This is a genomic window from Candidatus Melainabacteria bacterium (assembly GCA_016193285.1).
Lineage (GTDB): Bacteria > Cyanobacteriota > Vampirovibrionia > 2-02-FULL-35-15 > 2-02-FULL-35-15 > JACPSL01.
Window position 1 is genome coordinate 63,472 of sequence record JACPSL010000038.1, and the last position, 17,779, is coordinate 81,250.

Consider the following 17,779-nt stretch of genomic DNA (forward strand, 5'->3'; position numbering starts at 1 on the left):
GTATGTTATTGAAACCACAAATAAAATTAGATACTGGCTTGTTAAAAAAATATTCTGTTAACATCCCTCGTTACACTAGCTATCCAACTGCACCAGAATGGACAAATAATTTTTCAAAAGAAGATTTGTTAAATGCAAATGAAATTGCAAATGAAAAACAGTCAGGAGTCTCACTTTATTTTCATTTGCCTTTTTGTGAAAGCAGGTGTCATTTTTGCGCATGTAATGTTGTTATAAGTAAGAAAAAATCAATTACGGAATCTTACCTGGAACACATAAAAAAAGAAATAAGAAATCTTAGTCAGTTAGTTCATAATAGTAGATTAGTTGAACAAATACATCTTGGCGGAGGAACACCTACTTACTTTAATCCTTTTGAATTAAATGCTCTTTTTACTACAGTAAGAGAAAGTTTTAACATCTCAAAAAATTGTGAAATTAGTGTAGAAGCAGATCCAAGAGTAACTACTTATGAACACTTAGAATGTCTTTCAAAGCTAGGCTTTAATAGGCTTAGCATGGGCATCCAGGATTTTGATTTTAAGGTTCAAGAATCAATTAATAGAATACAGCCATTTGAATTAACAAGCAATATTTTTAACTGGTCAAGAAATTTAGGTTTTAATTCTATAAATGTAGATCTTGTTTATGGGTTGCCATATCAAAGCAAAGAAGGTTTTGCAAAAACAATGGATTTAATTTTAAAACTTAATCCTGACAGGATAGCACTCTTTCACTATGCACATTTGCCTGAGTTAATTCCCCATCAAGAAAAATATATATTAAATGAAACCTTGCCAAGCTCACAAGTAAAAATTGATATTTTTAAATATGCAGTAGAAGCATTAACAGCAAATGAATTTATTTTTATTGGCTTAGATCATTTTGCTAAGCCAAATGATGAATTAGCAATAGCAAGAAAAAATAAAACATTGCATAGGAATTTCCAAGGCTATACAACAAAAATAGGATGTGATCTTTATGGTTTTGGTATTACAGCAATAAGTAATATTCAAAATACTTATTCACAGAATGTAAAAAAGTTAAATCCTTACTATACTGCCTTAGATAAGGGTAAGATTCCTCTTTTTAGAGGAGTTATATTAAACAAAGATGATCTTTTAAGAAAAGAGATTATTATGAAAATCTTATGTCATGGTGTAGTTGATAAGTCTGAAATAGAAAAGAAATATAATATTGATTTTGATAAGTATTTTTCTAATGAACTAGAAAAATTAAAAGAACTAGAAGATGATGAACTGCTCTCCAATATAGAAGTAACTGAGCAAGGCCAGTTCTTTTTACGTAATATTGCATCTGCTTTTGATTATTATTTACAAAATAAAAATGGAAGACAAAAAATATATTCAAAATCAATTTAAAAAAATTGCTGTATTGCTTGTCAATTTTGGTGGACCAGACAGCTTATCTTCAATCAAGCCTTTTTTATATAGTTTATTTTCAGATCCAGTGGTTTTAAATTTTCCAGCTTTATACAGAAAATCCCTTGCCTGGCTAATTTCAAACTTAAGAAATCAAGCCTCAAGTAAGATGTATAAAAAAATTGGTCCAATGAGCCCTTTAATTCCAATTACATACTTGCAAGCTGAAAAGCTACAAGCGCTATTTAACATAAATAATTTGTTAGTTGATGTTTTTATTAGTTTTCGTTATTGTAAACCATTGATTGAAAATGTATTAGATGAAATTAAAGAAAAAGGATATAAAAAAGTTGTAGTTCTGCCACTTTATCCTCAATACTCATTTACAACAACTGGATCAGTAGAACTTATAGTAAAGAATTGGCTTGTAAAAGAAAGGGGGGAATTAGAATTGTTATTTATTAAAGAATGGTACAAAGACGAAGATTACATAGATTCGTATGTTTACTTAATTGAAAAATCTCTAAATAATTTAGATCTTAGGAGCACAGAGATGATTTTTAGTGCACATAGTATACCGATGATTAACATAAAAAAAGGAGACCCTTACCAAAGGCAAATTATTGAAACAGCAGAAGAAATTATAAGGAAACTAAATTGGAAAAGAAGATACCATGTTACATACCAAAGCAAGGTTGGACCTATAAAGTGGCTTGAACCAGCAACTAATGTGGTTATAAAAGAAATTGGCAGCAGAAACAAAAATGCAAATATATTAGTTGTACCTATTAGTTTTGTGTGTGAACATGTGGAAACTATTTTTGAAATTGGGAAGCTTTATAAAGACATTGCAATTAAGTCTGGGATTAAAAAGTTTTTACGAGTACCTTCATTAAACACTGACAAATATTTAATCCAAGCATTATATAATCAAGTAGTTAATTGTCTTGAAAAGAATAAGGTAGATATTAAAGAAGTACTCATTACAAAATGAAAGATGTAATTATTATTGGAGCTGGTATTGCTGGTCTAGGAGCAGGACATGAACTTTATAAAAAAAATATTGATTTTCAAATATTAGAAATGTCAAATAGAATTGCTGGTAGTATTGAAACACTTAATATAAATGGTTGCCTTATTGAAAGTGGGCCACATACTTTTTCATCTTCAAGTAAAGAAGTTTTAGATCTAATTTTAGATTTAGGGCTTGAAGAAAGATTAATTCAAGCTGATCCTTCTTCAAAAAATAGATACATTTATAAAAATGGAGAGTTACTGCGGGTGCCAACTGGCTTTTTAGAATTTTTTAAAACTAACATATTGTCTAGAGATGCAAAATTTACTTTATTTGAAGAATTATTTATTAAGAAAGAAATACAAGAAGAGTCAGTTGAAGACTTTATCTCAAGAAGATTTGGAAGAGAAATCTTAAAAAATTTAATTCAGCCTTTTTTAAGTGGTGTATATGCGGGAGATGTTAAGAAACTTTCAGCTAATGCAATTTTTCCAAAGTTCAAAGAATTAGAAAATAAATATAACAGTATTATTTTAGGTTTTATTTTGTCACGAGATTTTAAAAAATCTTTTAAGAGGTTAACACTTCATTCTTTTGATGAAGGAATGGAAGTATTGCCGAATACACTTTACAAAGAATTACAAAGCAAGATCAGTTTAAATGTACAAAATATAGAGATTACAAGAGCAAAAGACTTTTTTATTGTTAACTTTAAAGCTAATAATAAAACTATAAACTACACAACCAATTCAATTTTATTTGCAATTCCTAGTTATAAGATGAACGATTTTAGTTATCTTTTCCCGGATAATTTCGTTAAGGACTTTTTTAATATTGAATATTATCCAATTGCAGTAGTAAACCAGTTAATAGACAAATCAAAAATTAATTTTGAGTTAAATGGTTTTGGTTTTTTATGTACCAGGGAGCCACACAGAAAACTTTTAGGTACACTATACTCATCATCAATATTTCCAACTAGAGCTCCAAAGGGCAAAGCTTTATTAACTTCTTATATTGGAGGTGCATATCATAGAAAAGTAGCAGAACAAACAAATGAAGAAATCTCTAACTTAGCTACAAAAGAAGTTTGCGAATCAATGCATATTGTAAATCCTGGCTCACTTGAAACAATACATTTAAAAGTACACCCTAATGCAATACCTCAATATGAAATAGGTCACTTAGAAAAGATAAAACAAATTGAGAAATTAATGGATACTAATTACGGAATCTTTTTTACTGGTAGTTATTTAAAAGGAATATCTATTAATGACACAATTAAAACATCAAAAGCAGTTGTTAATAAAATATATAAGTTTTTAAATGCTGAAATAAAGAAAGAAAAAATATTAGTTTCTTGATAAAGAGCACAACTTATAGTATTATTTTTCTTGTATATAAATCTTTTTGTTGGGAAAGCATGGTGGAAGTCCTACACTGACCCGCAACCGTTTAAATAGTCGGAATACCAAATAAAGATTTACATAAAAAACTCTTTTGCGAGGCTCGGAAGGGATTTTTAATTTGCGAATATCGAATTTATTTTCATTTTATTTAACAGGTTCACTAAAACAATATTCTCAATCTGAACAGGCAGATACTCTACTGCTTTCTAATCAAGAGTTAGATGACTGTGAGATGTCAAAGAAAGAGTTTGAAGAATCTGAAACAAAAGGATTTAAGTTTCAAAACTCAACATTAAATTTAAAAGCAAACTTAAATACTGTTTGTGGTCAATTTAGATTTGCTGGTATGGGTGTAATTAATTCATTGTTCTCAGGTGTTGGAGCATACTTTGCAAAGAAAATAAACCTTGGAGCTGGTTTTAGTCTTGCTGCTTTATCACTCTTAGCTTCTTTTATAAAAGATCATCCTCTTTTATCAACTAAGTTTTCAATATTTTCTTTAGGTGCAAATTCAATACGTGGCTCTTTACATTTTATTGATTCTATCTTCTCACGTATTGGTGAAGAAGGTGCTAAATACTCTCTCCCAAGTTTTCTTGGAGGCGGGCTAAGTATTTTTTGTTTAGGAAGAGCAATAACAAATAATGAAACCAAATCTTTATCATTACCCAATGACAACATTTCAGGTATTCTTGGCAGAGCTTCTATTCATCATCTGGATTCTATGCTTGCGAGCAAAACAACAGATTTTGCACTAAAAAATTCTGAAGCAAGTTCATTTTTTGCAGGGCTTACAACTTCACTTGGATTTTTAATACCTGAAAAGTTACGGAAACATAAAATGTCATGGAATAATCTTGATGGTTTTGTTGCACAAGGAAGCACAAATATTCTGGATTCTCTTTTTGCAAATATTGGAAACACTTTTACATCTGTTTTTAATTCGACTGGAAAAGTACTCCTAGGCTCTGTTGCATTCATGACTTCAATGCCTTTTATTGGAAAATTGTTTGATCTTGCAGATTATAAAATACCTTTTGGTACTCTTGAAGGCAGACTTGTAAAAAGCATTTTAAGTTTCCCTCAAACAGTGGCATTTAACTTAGGAAATCTTTTAGGCACAAGCAAGTTAGGCATACCTTTTGTAACAGGACTTCTTGGGCTTACAGGCTTTGCATCATTTACAAATATTGGAAAGAAAGTTTTAGGTAATAAGAAAATCGCTACAACCTTACTTGATGGAGAATTTAAAAGAATCCCCTTTATGCATCTTATTTACTCTGCAGTTTCTGCAAGTGCAATGAAATTAAGTGACAATATCCCTGCACCACTTCTTGTCTTATTTGGACCAATGCTTTCTTTTCAAATTGGTGAGAAATTTAAAAATGTTTCAGCAAGATTTGATGAGGTAAACGGACTAATGCTTAGATCTAGCATTCATTTGTGGGATTCTCTACTAGCAAGAGCTGCAAATAAAACAATAGGGAGAATTTTAAATAGTAGTGAAGATATCTCGACCTCAGGAAATATTTTATCTGATAGTAGTGGGACAAGATGGCTTACAGATGATGGAAGGATTGTTTCAGATATGGCAATAGCAAAACAACTACATACAGAAGCAAACTCTAATGTGTTTAGCACAATATTTTCTTTAGTCTGCGGACTTGCATTACCACTTGGTTTCTTGTTAGGAAAGAACTTACTTAAAAAAGACAATAATAGTTTTATCTTTGATAAATCCTTGTTTACAAAGAGTCCTGTACAGGACACAAGTGACAGGGTGCAGACCACGAAACCCAAAAAACAAAATATGGAGGAAATATATCAATGCGTGTAAATTTTAAATTAATTGATAATTCAAGACTAATTGCATCTAAAGCAATGTTTGAAGCAAGTTTAGAAAAAGCAAAGTTAAACCAAAAGTATTGGGATGAACTTTTAGAAAAGCTTCGTAAGAGTGGCGGTGGAGGTGGCGGGGATGATCCACATTTTGATCGTATAGCAGTAAGCATGATGCTATCTAATTTCTTAAGCAATAAAAAAATTCAAGCAATGCTTAGGAATTTTACAAGTGAATTTTTAAACACAGATAAAAATGTTTTAAAACAATTACAAATAACAAATCAAAATATCTTTGTAAATGTAATTCAAAAAGTTGGCAACGTAATTTTAAATGGAATAACAAACATGATTTCGTTAATTGTTTGTAGAGTCGCCCCATTGGGGCGACTCTACAACGATGTTGTAAACAAATTATCTTCTTTTGTCATGATTTTATCTTTTCAATTAAACAAATTAAAAGAATTACTTGAAGAAGAATTTAAAGAAGCAGTTAGAAAGTTAGATGTGACTGAAAAAATAAATAAGGTAAAAGATTTTTTTATGGACCTTTTAACATCTTGTTTACCTATTTTAAAAATATCTTCTTCCTTCAATCAACACCGGTACTCCACGAATCACACAATAAAAAGTCATTAAGTAAATTAAGAACAATTCAAGATTTAAATATTGAGGTAGTGAAGATTGAACTAAAAACATAAATGCAAAAGCAATTGCTTTTATTCCACCATAAGAAAATCTCATAAATCTTGAACTTGTTAAAAAATATCCTACCTTACTTTTCATCATTGATTTTTTACCAAAAGCAGTTTTCCCTTCTTTTGTAGCAAGCCCTCTTATTCCATCTACAAGAATACCTCTAACTAAAAAAACAACTAAAATCCAAAAAGGAATCCATCTTAATGCTACAAAAAGTCCAATGTAAACAAGTTCTACAATTCTGTCACAAGCAATGTCAAAAAATGCACCAAAATCTGTTTCAGCTTTTAAAGCTCTTGCAATGATTCCATCAATGCCATCAAGAAGAATTATTAACCAACTAAACCAAAAGGCATAATTTAAAATAATTTTATTTTGAGAATTGTTTAAAACCCATATTGCAAGAACAATTGCAAGTGTTGTACGGATGATAGAAATTAAATTAGGTATTTGTTTCATGTTTGTTTATACTGTTAAATCCGGGCGCAGATTAATTGCTTCTCCTAAATAAATATGCTTAATTCCATTAGGGTTGCCATGGTAGGTTTGAATCATGACACGAATGCATTTAGGTAAACCATTTCTTACCTTCATTTCTTGTACACAAAGCATTGGGATTGAATCTAATTTAAATTCTTTTCTTATAACTGTTGCAGGATTAACTGAGTCTAGATCATCAGTTACAGTAAATACTATGTTTATAATTTTTGATTTGTCAATTTTATTTTGTTTAACTATCTTGCTAAAAAGCTCCATAGTTGTATTTTTGATTTCCTTAACATTGTTTTCTTTAACTGTTGCTGCACCACGAATGCTGACAAAATTATCCATGATATTTTCCTTTGTCACATTCTATGATATTGTATTCAAGGGGATTTGGGGGTAAATAAAAATGACAAAAATTAGTATTAATGGTTTTGGCAGAATAGGAAGAAATGCACTTAGAGCTTTAGTTGAGAAAGGTTTAAATAATCTAGATTTAGTTGCAATTAATGATCCGTTTTGTAATTTAGTAGGTGCTTTGCACTTGTTTAAGTATGACAGCATCTTTGGAAGGTTTAAAGGTGAGTGTACGCAAAGTGAAGACTCATTAATTGTTAATGGAAAGAAAATAAAATTTCTTCAAGAAAAAGATCCAGAAAAATTACCTTGGAAAGATTTAAAAGTAGATATTGTACTTGAATGTTCAGGTGCATTTACTGATGCTTTTAAAGCAAAAGCACACATAACAGCAGGTGCAAGAAAAGTAATTATTAGTGCACCAGCAAAAAATGAAGATGCAACATTTGTAATAGGTGTGAATGAAAAAACATATGATCCTACTAAACATCACATAATTTCAAATGCTAGTTGTACAACAAATTGTTTAGCACCAGTTGTAAAAGTTCTTAATGACAACTTTGGAATAGAAGTAGGTTTAATGACTACTATTCATGCTTATACAAATGATCAAAGACTTCAAGACGCTCCTCACAAAGACTTACGTCGTGCAAGAGCAGCTGCAGTTTCAATGATTCCTACAACTACAGGTGCTGCAAAAGCAATTGGTTTGGTTCTGCCTGAACTAAAAGGAAAACTAAATGGTTTTGCAATGAGAGTACCTACTATAAATGTAAGTGTTGTAGACTTTGTTGCAGCTACAAAAAAATCAGTCACAGTAGAAGGAGTAAATAATGCACTTAAACAAGCAGCTAATTCTTCACTAAAAGGAATTCTTGCTTTTACAGATGAGCCGCTTGTTAGCATGGATTTTCTAGGTGATTCACATTCAAGCTATGTAGATGGTCAAATGACTATGGCTTGTGGTGACAAAATGGTAAAAGTTATTTCATGGTACGACAATGAATGGGGATATAGCAATAGACTAATTGAGCTTGCACAATTAGTGGGAGCTAAAACGCCAGCAGCTTGTGCAGCTTAAGGTTTCTTCTCAAACACTCCTAAATATTCATCTCCTTCTAATTTACCTTTATGTAAGCACTTTTCGTAGTGTAGTTTTTTTACCTCAATGAAATCTTTTTTAAATAATTCTCTAACTGCTTTAGTGTTTATTCCAAATGGTGGACCTCCTAGTTTAATTGGTCTAATAAAAAATAGTCCCACTAATTTTCCATTTGGTTTTAAGAGATGATTGATTAGTTCAATATATTTTTTTCTTCTTTTGGGATCTATAGCACATAAAGTTGTATGTTCAATTACATAATCAAAACAATTTTTCCATTTTTTACTTTTTAAGTTTTTAAAGAAATCAGCTTTATAAAAGTAAGTATTGCTTAATTTTTTTCTTTTTCTTATTTTATTGCAAAATTTAATAGCACTTTCTGAAAAATCAAATCCATACACTTTAAATTTGTGATTTTTTGCAAGGGAAAAAGCATCGTATCCTCTCCCACAACCAAGGACTGCGATTTTTTTTGTTGTTGTAGGGGCAAGTTGCGACTTGCCACTGTGGAAATATTTAACAAATGCTGGTGCAACTTGCCCTATATCCCATGGTATAGTGCCTTTTTTATATCTTTCATCCCAAAATTCTTTCTTGCTTACTTTCATATTCTTTAAATCAACATTTTACGCTACAATATTAGTCCCCTGGAACTAACCAAATCAATACCCGTCAACACTATATATAGTAGATAGATAAAATTTCAGAAAAGGTTAGTTGGGATATTTTACTGGTAAGAGTTAAAAGACTTTAGGCTGGTATTATAAAATCAAGGTTATTGTAATTTCCACAGAAAAAAAATCATAAGAAACCTTGATGTCGTAAGAGTTAGTATCATGAAAGCTGCATGGTTAAATAATCCTATGACATTTGTGAACAAAAAAAACAAACGTAAAGGAAAGATCACAAACAGATGACAAAGACAATTTTTAGAGTAACATATATCTTTACTAGCATAGGTTCAGCTTTTTTGTATGGCGATTATCTAAAGATTTTTAGTTTTTGTGGCAACACTATATATGAGGTTGTAAGTTCATAAATAATTTAAATAATTAAAGAGGTATAAAGCAATGGTAATAATAGCAGCAGGCTCAACACAAAATAAAGGACACCAATCAACTAATCAAATATCTATTCAACTGACAAAGGAAAAAGCCAAAGAGATTTTGGCGACTGACTACGGGCCTAATTTCCCAGAAAATGTCCATGATGTAGTTAGAAAACTATATAGCAGAAGAAATGAAAAAGGTGATGCCATTGAAACCATAAGCCAGACATGGAGACGGGTTGCCCTCTCTGTTGGTATGGCAAGATTAAAGTATGCTTTAAAATCTCATGAACTTATTTCACTTACACTTGAACGTGCTCTTGAAAATGAAGCTGTTTTAACTAATTCTGCTAAGTATTATCAAGCAATGGGTGAAAGAAAAATGTTTGCAAATACTCCTTGCAACATAAATGCAAACCCTGAAGTTTCGCTCAATGTTTTACAGTATGAAGCACATGGAGAAATTTTAAACTGGTCAACTCATAAAATTTGGATGTCTGAAAATGAACTTAGACATAAGTATGAAAGACTTCCTAAATCTGAAAAAGAAAAAATTAAAAAATGGCTCTCTGACATAAAAAGTCCAGTTGCAAGTAATCCATATGGTCAGCAACAAAAACTTTTTTACCCTAACGTAGTTGAAACAAATAAGCATGAGCTAGCCATGGGTTATTATGCAAGCCGTATTAGAAGAAGAGGTGGGCTTGCAGCTTGTGGTGTTACAAATGCAGGTGACAGCTTAGAAGAAATCGAAAAAGCAGCAGCAGAAATTATGGATGCTACAAAAGGCTCAATGGGCATGGGAATAAATACAAGCTCATTACGTCCATGGCAAACACCAAATAGTGATGGTAGCACAGCATCTGGTCCAGATCGTTTTGTAGAGAAACTTTTCTGTCCTGCTGGCCAATCAATTGCTCAAGGTGGTCGACGTGGAGGTGCATTTATTGAACTTCGTGATAGTGACCATCCTGACATAACCTTGTTTATTGATAAAAAGCAATTACCCAAAGAACCAAGCCTACCTAATGTTTATGAAAAGATTGAAGCAGCTACACCAAAAATTGATGCTAATGAATATTCTGATCCAAAAAAATATGAAACTGCTTGTAAACAAAGAGAACTTAATATCATGCAAAAGACACTTGAGCAGTTTAGTAGAGAATCATTTGAATATTATTCAAAGCAGCAGTACTTGAAAAACTATAATGTCTCTGTAAGAGCTGTGCGTGACTTTATGCAGCATGTTGAAAATAAAGAATGGTATCTGCCTTTTTTTGCAGATGAACCTTGGAAAGGTAACCTTTATGATTTTACAAAACCAATTTTAGACTCTACTGGGAATCAAAGGGTAAATCCCTTAAATAAAGAACCTCTTTTTGAACTTTATTCTATAAACTTAAACGAGCTCCCAGAAGCAGAAAGTAATGCAATTAAACAAGGGTTACAGGTTCTGAAGTCTGATGATGGAAGACAAATCCAAGTAAAAAAAGATAGAACATATTGTTTTTACGCGCCTGATATTTTTAAAAGAATCTGTATTGGAATGGTAAATGGTGGAGAACCTGGTATACAATTTTCTGATCATGTAGAGGCAGCAAATGCAAACAAGCACATTTATGAACTTCGCACTTGTAATCCATGTGGTGAACAAAATCTTCCTGCACAGATTGGTAAAGATGGTCTTGAATACAGAGGCATTTGTAATCTAACTACCTTACATGCTGCCCATGCAGATTTTTGGAGCGCAAGTAAGACTTATTTATGGGAAAAGCTTGAAGAGCTTGCAGAGATTGTAACTGAATTTATGGATGATGTTACAACAGTAAGCCACTTCCCAATTTCAGCACAAAACTCAACTGCAAGACGTGAAAGAAGGAGTGGCAGTGGTTTTGCTGGTGTTGCAGAATTTATTGCCAGGCATGAGCTTGAGTTTGGAACTAAAGAAGCCAATAGTCTTGTAACCAAACTATATGATCACTTAGCAAAAGCTTCTATTGGAGCCAGTCAAAAACTTGCAGAGGAAAGAGGGGTCTATGAGATTTGGCCTGGCAGTACCTATGCACAAAAAGGACTGAAAGTTAGAAATTGTTGCATAATTAATCAGCAACCTACAGGTACAATGGCTCAGCTTTGTGGGACATCTTGGGGACCAGAACCATTTAATGGGATTGTTTTTTCAAGGAAAGTTAGAGATACGTGGGTAAAGTTTACTGCGCCTGGTTTTGAAGAAGCAATGAAAAAGCATAATGCATGGCCAAAAACTGAAGAAGAAGTGCAAGAACTTTGTAACAAGATTAGTAAAAATGGGAAAAAAGCTACTGGTTTAAAAGAAGTTCCTGAAGATGTTCAAAGGATCTTTAAAATTAATACTGAAATTGATCCTATGAGCTATATTGTTCACTTAGCTAGTATTCAGAAAGGGGTAGGCGGATATCCAGAATGTTTTAATGCACTTTCAAATACCTGTATGATAAAAGGTGACTTACCATGGCAATATGCATGGGAAGCTACAATGACGGGTTATAAGCTTGGTGTAAAATCAATTACTTTTTATCCTGATGGAACAAGACTTAGTCAGCCTGTTGAACAGCAAGAAAAGAAAGCACAAGAAATTAGTAAGCTTAGTAAGTTCTTGCCTGTAGGTGAATTAAAAGTAGTTTCAGCAAGCACTACACCAGATGAAGAACTAGAGACTCAGAAATTAAGATCAGATCAAAATAAGGTTAGAATCAGACCAAAAAGATTGTATGGATTTAATGAAGAAGTTTTAACTCCAGAGGGACCAGTACATGTTCATGTGTACTTTGATGAAAATGGTCCAAGACAGGTTTTTGCCCACCTTATGAGAGGTGGTGGGATTGCTTCTGGTATGATTGAAGCAATTTGTCGAATGGCAACAAAAGCACTTAAGTGGGGTTGTCCACCAGAAGATGTTGCAAATGGACTTCTAAATATTCAAGGTGGACCAAAGATTATTGGTATTGAAGCAAGTTCAATCCCAGATGCTATTGGCAAAGTTTTAAAAGAGGCCTGTAAAGGTCAATATCAACTGTCACTTTTTAATGAGACTCAAAAGAACGGTACAAGCAATTGCAGTAGCAATGAAGAAATTCTAATAAAAGAAGAAAAAAAAGTTGCAATACAACAAACTTTTCAAAAAAAGCATGAAATAAAGTTTGATGAAAAAATGCTTTTGCTTGATGATGCAGTACGAGCTAGAATGGACTGGATAGCCCACGGTCATGAAACCCAATGTCCATGCTGTCATTCAGAGTTCACTCATGAGTCATTTGGGAACCCTGCATGTAAAAGTGGTCCAGTTTGCTTAAGTTGCGGCTGGAGTCATTGTGGGTAAGCAGTATCCTTCAAAAACTTCTAGCCCTTTCTTACACTCATCTGTAAGCTCATAACTTAAGTGTTGAAAATAACTATTATAAAAATCTTTTGAGATTAAAACTTTTTCTTGTGCTTTTTTTATGACTAGATCAAACATAATCCCTAAACCAATGTTTTTTGCTTGTTGTAATTTGTCTACAATTAAGGGCAGGTCATGACCTGCTCCTACAACAACCTCTTTCCTTGCAACCCAAACACCAAACACCATTGGTAGTCCTGTATACTTTTTCCACAATGAACCCAGATCATAAATAAAAATATTTCTTGGCATCTTTGAATATTCCAGAAGAGCATGGTCACCAATAAAAAGACAAGCTGGATATTCCTTTGATAATTCATTTAATGGTTCTTTTTCAATTTTGAATATAACATTTACCTTAAGAAATTCTTTTAATAAGACTTCAAGAAGTTTATTAGATGTAGCTGAAGCATATGTTGTGGCAATCTTTGCTCCATCTAATTCTTCAATTGGAAAGCTTGAGAATAATAAAACACTGTCGCTAGAACCATCTGAAGCAATGCACATATTGGCAATTGGAATTAATTTATCTTTGTTTTCAATATAAGTTAGAGAAGAAACAGGTGCAATGTCAATTTCATTGGTTAATATTTTCTGATTTAACTCACTTGGAACACCTTTAATGATTTCAGCGTTTATTTTTACCTCACCTGATTCAACAGGAAGATTAACAGGCAAACAATTAATAAAATCAACCTGTCCTAATCGCAAATTAAATTTGTTCTCTGTATCGTTGTGCAATTGGCATCCTCCATCCATGACCAAATGACCTGCTTGTTAACTTTAATCCAGGAGCAGCTTGATATCTTTTGTACTCACTTATATCTATCATATTACAAACTTTTTGAATAGTTTCTTCTGGTATACCATTCTTTATCATTTCTTTTAATGGAAGATGTTCTTCAACATATGAATTTAAAATTTTATCTAAGATATCATATGGTGGTAAGGCATCTTGATCTTTTTGATTTGGTTTTAATTCAGCTGTTGGAGCTTTTGTGATTGTACTTATAGGAATAACTTCTTTATTTTCTTTTCTATTTATATATTGTGCCAGTTTATAAACTAATGTCTTTGGCAAATCTGAAATTACCCCAAGTCCTCCACACATGTCGCCATATAATGTACAGTAACCTACAGCAAGTTCACTTTTATTCCCTGTAGACAGTACAAGAGATCCATTTTGATTTGAAAGTGCCATTAAGATTAAACCTCTAATCCTTGCTTGTATGTTTTCTTCTGTATGGTTATGATTAGAAGATGAATTAAGTAAACCTAAAAATGCTTTAAAAGGTTCTTCTATTGAAACTATTTTTAATTCAATTCCTAAGTTATTAGCTAAATCTTTAGAATCTTTATAACTTGCACGGGAAGTGTATCTTGATGGCATAAAAATTGCTTGAACATTTTCCTTCCCCAGTGTCATGGTAGCTATAGTTGTAACTAAGGCTGAATCAATTCCGCCTGATAAACCAATAATAACTTTTTTAAAACCACATTTTATTGTGTAGTCACGTAAACCACATGTAATTGCTTGTAATAATTCGTCCATATCATTGTAGAGACACTCCATCGGAGTGTCTCTACTTACAATAATTTGATTGCTGTGAAACTCAAACATTTGTAAATCTTCTTTAAAAGATTTTAATCTTAAGCATACATTTCCATCTTGATTAATTACACATGAGTTGCCATCGAATATAAGTTCATCATTTCCGCCAACCTGGTTTACATAAATAAGAGGGATCTTATGTTTCTTTGCACATTTTTTTAAGATATCTTCTCTTAATTTTGGTTTGCCAATAAAATAAGGTGAAGCAGAAGAGTTTATTAAAAAATCAATCTTTTGTTTTGCAAGTATGCTTATTGGATCAATATGATATCTAGGTTTTGTCCAGCTTAAATCATCATGCCATACATCTTCACAGATTGACAGCCCAATTTTTTTATTAAGTAATTCAACACATTTAATAGTCTTGCCAGATTCAAAATATCTGTCTTCATCAAAAACATCATATGTTGGCAGTAAAACTTTTTGTCTTGTGCAGATTATTTTTTTATCTTTAATTACTGCAAGAGAATCAAACAGGTTTTTCCCTCGATCTTGGTTTTCTTCCACAAAGCCTGTAATTATAGTAATTGTTGATTTAATTTGTTGGGCTAATGTATTTAAATATTTTTTATTGTCTTCAATAAATTGTTTTTTTAGTAAAAGGTCTTTTGGTGGATAACCACATAAAGCAAGTTCTGAAAAAATAATTAAATCTGAGTCTCTTTTAGATGCTTGATCAATATTTTTTAAAATCTTGTTTAGGTTATACTCAAAATCACCTATTGTTGGATTAATTTGTGCTAAAGCAATTTTCATGATTACTATATTACGTCATATATAGCTTTTTCTTGATTGGTTTATTTCAGCTAAAAAATCTCCAATGACATTTAAGCTTACAACAGTTAGTATAATCATTAAACTTGGAAATAAAATAAGATTTGTGTTTGTATTTAAAAACTGCCAGCCATCACTAGCTAATGTGCCCCAGCTACATCTTGGTGGAGAAAGTCCAAGCCCAAGAAAACTTAAAGTTGATTCAGCAATTATTGCTCTTGGCATAGTAAATGTGATTACAACTAAAATTAAGTTTATTATATTTGGAAGAATGTGTTTAAAAATAATTCTAAAATTACCAAGTCCTATAGCTTTAGCTGAGAGTATAAAGTCTTGTTGTTTAAGTCTTAGAATTTCACCTCTTGTTAATCTAGCCATATCCATCCAGCTAATAAGTCCAATTGCAAATAAAATACCAGTAGTAGATCTACTAAAGATTAATCCAATTATACTTAAGACTAAAAGATCAGGAATTGAATAAAAAATGTCTATTCCTCTTGTGATTAAAAAATCAATTTTATTTCCTGACATTGCTGAGTAAATACCAAGTGAAACTCCAATAAGAAAAGCAATTAAGGCTGTTATTACAGCAACAAGAAGTGATAATCTCGCTCCGTAAATTAATCTTGCAAGTAAATCTCTTCCTAGTTGATCTGTTCCTAAGAGATGTTCTAGAGAAGGTGGTTTTAATATCATATCCTGGTCTTGTGTTTCAAATGAGTACTTCCCAAAGCTAAAACCAAAATATGAGAAAAGCACTAATATTAGAAGCATCAGCATAAACACCAAGGGAACTAAAATAGTTTTCTTTTTTCTTAATATGGAAATCAAGTGCACAAGCTATTCTACTTTATTTGTTTCAAAAGAAGTTTGAATCTTTTCAATTGTTTGGTACATTTCTTTTGCATCTTGGTTATAAGGATTTAATGTAAGTGCCATAGCAAATTGTTCTTTTGCTTTTGTATATTTAACTTTTGGTGATTTATTTACATCCTGGCAAAGTGCTAAGCCATAGTCAGAATATATTTGAGATAGAAGTGATTTAACTGATACTGAGTTGTGATTTTTTTTATATTCCTTTTCTAAGATTTTAATTGCACCTTCAAACTGACCTTTAGTAGCCAGGTTTTGAGCTTTTGTAACAGGGTCAATGAAACTACAGCTGTAGCTTGATAATATCAAAACAATCAGCATGATAAAAATATTCTTCATAGTAATTATTTATTATAAACCTTATTTTTATACGAGATACGCTAGAATAAACTCATGCATGATTTAAGAGATTTACGAGCTAGACCAGATTTCTATAAAGAAAAATTAAGCAAGAGGGATAAGAAACTTGTAATCCTTATAGACGAAATCATTGCTTTAGATCAAAAAAAAAGAGAAATACAAACAAAAGCAGATGGATTACGTAAGAAAAAAAATGAAATTGCTGTCCAAATAGGCCGTTCTAAAGATAAACCTGAAAAGATTGAAGTATTAAAAAAAGAAAGTATAAGTATTGGAAATAATTTATCTGGAATTGAAAAAGAAGAAATGGATTTAAATTTTAAGCTTTCTGAAAAAGTATTGTGGCTTCCAAATATAGTTGCTGATGAGGTGCCTGAAGGAGAAGATGAGACAAAAAATAAGGAAATATTAAGGTGGGGAAACCCGAGAAATGAAAATTGGATAAGGCCACATTGGGAAATTGGGACTAAGTCAGGTATTTTAGATTTTGAAAGAGGAGTAAAAATTGCTCACTCAAGATTTACTGTTTTATCTAGTATGGGTGCAAAGCTTGAAAGAGCGTTAATGAACTTTATGCTTGATCATGCAACTAGTAAAGGGTACAAGGAAATGTTTCCTCCAATTTTAGTAAATAAGGATGCAATGATTGGAACAGGACAATTGCCAAAATTTGAAGGGGATTTTTATAAATGTGAAAACGAGCTTTTATATCTTGTTCCAACAGCAGAAGTACCAATCACTAGCTTACATAAAGATGAAGTTATTCCATTTGACGAGTTGCCACTAAAATATTGTGCTTATACACCCTGCTTTAGAAAAGAAGCTGGAGCAGCTAGTAAAGATACACGTGGGATCATTCGACAACATCAATTTAATAAAGTAGAGCTTGTAAAAATTACAAGCGCTGAAACAAGTAACAAGGAACATGAAGAACTTACAAAGGATGCAGAAGAAATTTTACAAAAGTTAGAGCTGCCTTATAGAAAAATATTGCTTTGTAGTGCTGATACTGGTTTTTCTGCTATGAAGTGCTATGACCTTGAAGTCTGGTTTCCTACTCAAAAAATATATCGTGAAATTAGCAGTTGTTCTAATTTTGGATCATTTCAAGCAAGGAGAATTAATATAAAGTACAAATCAAATCCAAAAGAAAAACCCCAGTTTGCCCACACTATAAATGGCTCAGGGCTTGCAATTGGAAGGACACTAGCTGCAATATTAGAAAATTATCAAACTGAAAAAGAAACAATACTGATACCGAAGGTTTTGCAGTGTTATTTAGATGAGGTAAAAGAAGTAAATAATCAAGTTTAACTTGATGATAACCTAAAAATATTTATTAGACAGCACAAATTTAACACCCTCTTAACAATAGTATGTAAATCTTTAATTAGACTTTTTTTAGATT

The 17,779-nt window shown here is 31.8% G+C and carries 15 protein-coding genes; 8 read left to right on the forward strand and 7 right to left on the reverse strand.

Annotated elements, in window-relative coordinates:
• The first annotated feature begins 8 nt into the window (after window positions 1-8).
• The 5 genes from hemN to HYY52_08465 all read left to right on the forward strand — a co-directional run bounded on the left by hemN (window position 9) and on the right by HYY52_08465 (window position 6,284).
• Complete coding sequence (gene hemN, locus HYY52_08445) at window positions 9-1,382, forward strand: oxygen-independent coproporphyrinogen III oxidase (GenBank protein ID MBI2996714.1); 1,374 nt, start codon at window positions 9-11, stop codon at window positions 1,380-1,382.
• Window positions 1,348-2,376 carry a ferrochelatase gene (hemH, locus tag HYY52_08450; GenBank protein MBI2996715.1) on the forward strand — a complete coding sequence of 343 codons (1,029 nt, stop codon included), beginning with the start codon at window positions 1,348-1,350 and terminating at the stop codon, window positions 2,374-2,376. The genes hemN and hemH overlap by 35 nt, the downstream gene beginning before the upstream one ends.
• Window positions 2,373-3,761, forward strand: coding sequence for a protoporphyrinogen oxidase (hemG, locus tag HYY52_08455; GenBank protein ID MBI2996716.1), 1,389 nt, complete (start codon window positions 2,373-2,375; stop codon window positions 3,759-3,761). Before hemH ends, hemG begins: the two co-directional genes overlap by 4 nt.
• A gap of 163 nt (window positions 3,762-3,924) precedes the next feature.
• Entirely contained in the window at window positions 3,925-5,643 is a 1,719-nt protein-coding gene (locus HYY52_08460; protein MBI2996717.1) for a hypothetical protein, read from the forward strand.
• Window positions 5,634-6,284 (forward strand): hypothetical protein, encoded by a 651-nt coding sequence (locus HYY52_08465; GenBank protein ID MBI2996718.1) that lies wholly within the window; start codon window positions 5,634-5,636, stop codon window positions 6,282-6,284. The genes HYY52_08460 and HYY52_08465 overlap by 10 nt, the downstream gene beginning before the upstream one ends.
• Here the strand turns inward: HYY52_08465 and HYY52_08470 are convergent.
• Together HYY52_08470 and aroH are read right to left on the reverse strand one after the other, a co-directional pair.
• Complete coding sequence (locus HYY52_08470) at window positions 6,219-6,803, reverse strand: CDP-alcohol phosphatidyltransferase family protein (protein MBI2996719.1); 585 nt, start codon at window positions 6,801-6,803, stop codon at window positions 6,219-6,221. The two genes, HYY52_08465 and HYY52_08470, sit on opposite strands and share 66 nt — an antisense overlap.
• A 6-nt stretch (window positions 6,804-6,809) precedes the next feature.
• Window positions 6,810-7,175: a chorismate mutase gene (gene aroH, locus HYY52_08475; GenBank protein ID MBI2996720.1), complete on the reverse strand. Its 366-nt coding sequence runs from the start codon at window positions 7,173-7,175 to the stop codon at window positions 6,810-6,812.
• Between the two features lie 61 nt (window positions 7,176-7,236).
• Between aroH and gap the strand changes: the two genes are divergently transcribed.
• Window positions 7,237-8,265 (forward strand): type I glyceraldehyde-3-phosphate dehydrogenase, encoded by a 1,029-nt coding sequence (gap, locus tag HYY52_08480; GenBank protein ID MBI2996721.1) that lies wholly within the window; start codon window positions 7,237-7,239, stop codon window positions 8,263-8,265.
• Here the strand turns inward: gap and HYY52_08485 are convergent.
• Entirely contained in the window at window positions 8,262-8,894 is a 633-nt protein-coding gene (locus HYY52_08485) for a methyltransferase domain-containing protein (GenBank protein ID MBI2996722.1), read from the reverse strand. The genes gap and HYY52_08485 overlap by 4 nt on opposite strands.
• Window positions 8,895-9,356: 462 nt before the next feature.
• Between HYY52_08485 and HYY52_08490 the strand changes: the two genes are divergently transcribed.
• Window positions 9,357-12,692: a hypothetical protein gene (locus HYY52_08490; protein MBI2996723.1), complete on the forward strand. Its 3,336-nt coding sequence runs from the start codon at window positions 9,357-9,359 to the stop codon at window positions 12,690-12,692.
• Here the strand turns inward: HYY52_08490 and HYY52_08495 are convergent.
• The 4 genes from HYY52_08495 to HYY52_08510 all read right to left on the reverse strand — a co-directional run bounded on the left by HYY52_08495 (window position 12,663) and on the right by HYY52_08510 (window position 16,350).
• On the reverse strand, window positions 12,663-13,463 hold the full coding sequence (locus HYY52_08495) for a menaquinone biosynthesis protein (GenBank protein ID MBI2996724.1): 801 nt from the start codon (window positions 13,461-13,463) through the stop codon (window positions 12,663-12,665). The genes HYY52_08490 and HYY52_08495 overlap by 30 nt on opposite strands.
• Window position 13,464: 1 nt before the next feature.
• Window positions 13,465-15,120, reverse strand: a complete 1,656-nt coding sequence (locus tag HYY52_08500) for an NAD+ synthase (protein ID MBI2996725.1) — start codon at window positions 15,118-15,120, stop codon at window positions 13,465-13,467.
• Window positions 15,121-15,135: 15 nt separating this feature from the next.
• Window positions 15,136-15,912 (reverse strand): ABC transporter permease, encoded by a 777-nt coding sequence (locus HYY52_08505; protein ID MBI2996726.1) that lies wholly within the window; start codon window positions 15,910-15,912, stop codon window positions 15,136-15,138.
• A gap of 66 nt (window positions 15,913-15,978) precedes the next feature.
• Entirely contained in the window at window positions 15,979-16,350 is a 372-nt protein-coding gene (locus tag HYY52_08510) for a hypothetical protein (protein MBI2996727.1), read from the reverse strand.
• A 54-nt stretch (window positions 16,351-16,404) separates the two neighbouring features.
• On the opposite strand from HYY52_08510, the gene serS reads away from it, so the two are divergent.
• Window positions 16,405-17,685 (forward strand): serine--tRNA ligase, encoded by a 1,281-nt coding sequence (gene serS, locus HYY52_08515; GenBank protein MBI2996728.1) that lies wholly within the window; start codon window positions 16,405-16,407, stop codon window positions 17,683-17,685.
• Window positions 17,686-17,779: the final 94 nt, after the last annotated feature.

What these genes read in the sequence shown, in the direction of transcription:
- aroH (MBI2996720.1), bottom strand. Translation starts at nt 7,175, where the DNA reads ATGGATAATTTTGTCAGCATTCGTGGTGCAGCAACAGTTAAAGAAAAC.
- HYY52_08500 (MBI2996725.1), bottom strand. Translation starts at nt 15,120, where the DNA reads ATGAAAATTGCTTTAGCACAAATTAATCCAACAATAGGTGATTTTGAG.
- HYY52_08485 (MBI2996722.1), bottom strand. Translation starts at nt 8,894, where the DNA reads ATGAAAGTAAGCAAGAAAGAATTTTGGGATGAAAGATATAAAAAAGGC.
- HYY52_08510 (MBI2996727.1), bottom strand. Translation starts at nt 16,350, where the DNA reads ATGAAGAATATTTTTATCATGCTGATTGTTTTGATATTATCAAGCTAC.
- hemG (MBI2996716.1), top strand. Translation starts at nt 2,373, where the DNA reads ATGAAAGATGTAATTATTATTGGAGCTGGTATTGCTGGTCTAGGAGCA.
- HYY52_08465 (MBI2996718.1), top strand. Translation starts at nt 5,634, where the DNA reads ATGCGTGTAAATTTTAAATTAATTGATAATTCAAGACTAATTGCATCT.
- gap (MBI2996721.1), top strand. Translation starts at nt 7,237, where the DNA reads ATGACAAAAATTAGTATTAATGGTTTTGGCAGAATAGGAAGAAATGCA.
- serS (MBI2996728.1), top strand. Translation starts at nt 16,405, where the DNA reads ATGCATGATTTAAGAGATTTACGAGCTAGACCAGATTTCTATAAAGAA.
- HYY52_08490 (MBI2996723.1), top strand. Translation starts at nt 9,357, where the DNA reads ATGGTAATAATAGCAGCAGGCTCAACACAAAATAAAGGACACCAATCA.
- HYY52_08470 (MBI2996719.1), bottom strand. Translation starts at nt 6,803, where the DNA reads ATGAAACAAATACCTAATTTAATTTCTATCATCCGTACAACACTTGCA.
- HYY52_08505 (MBI2996726.1), bottom strand. Translation starts at nt 15,912, where the DNA reads ATGCTTCTAATATTAGTGCTTTTCTCATATTTTGGTTTTAGCTTTGGG.
- hemH (MBI2996715.1), top strand. Translation starts at nt 1,348, where the DNA reads ATGGAAGACAAAAAATATATTCAAAATCAATTTAAAAAAATTGCTGTA.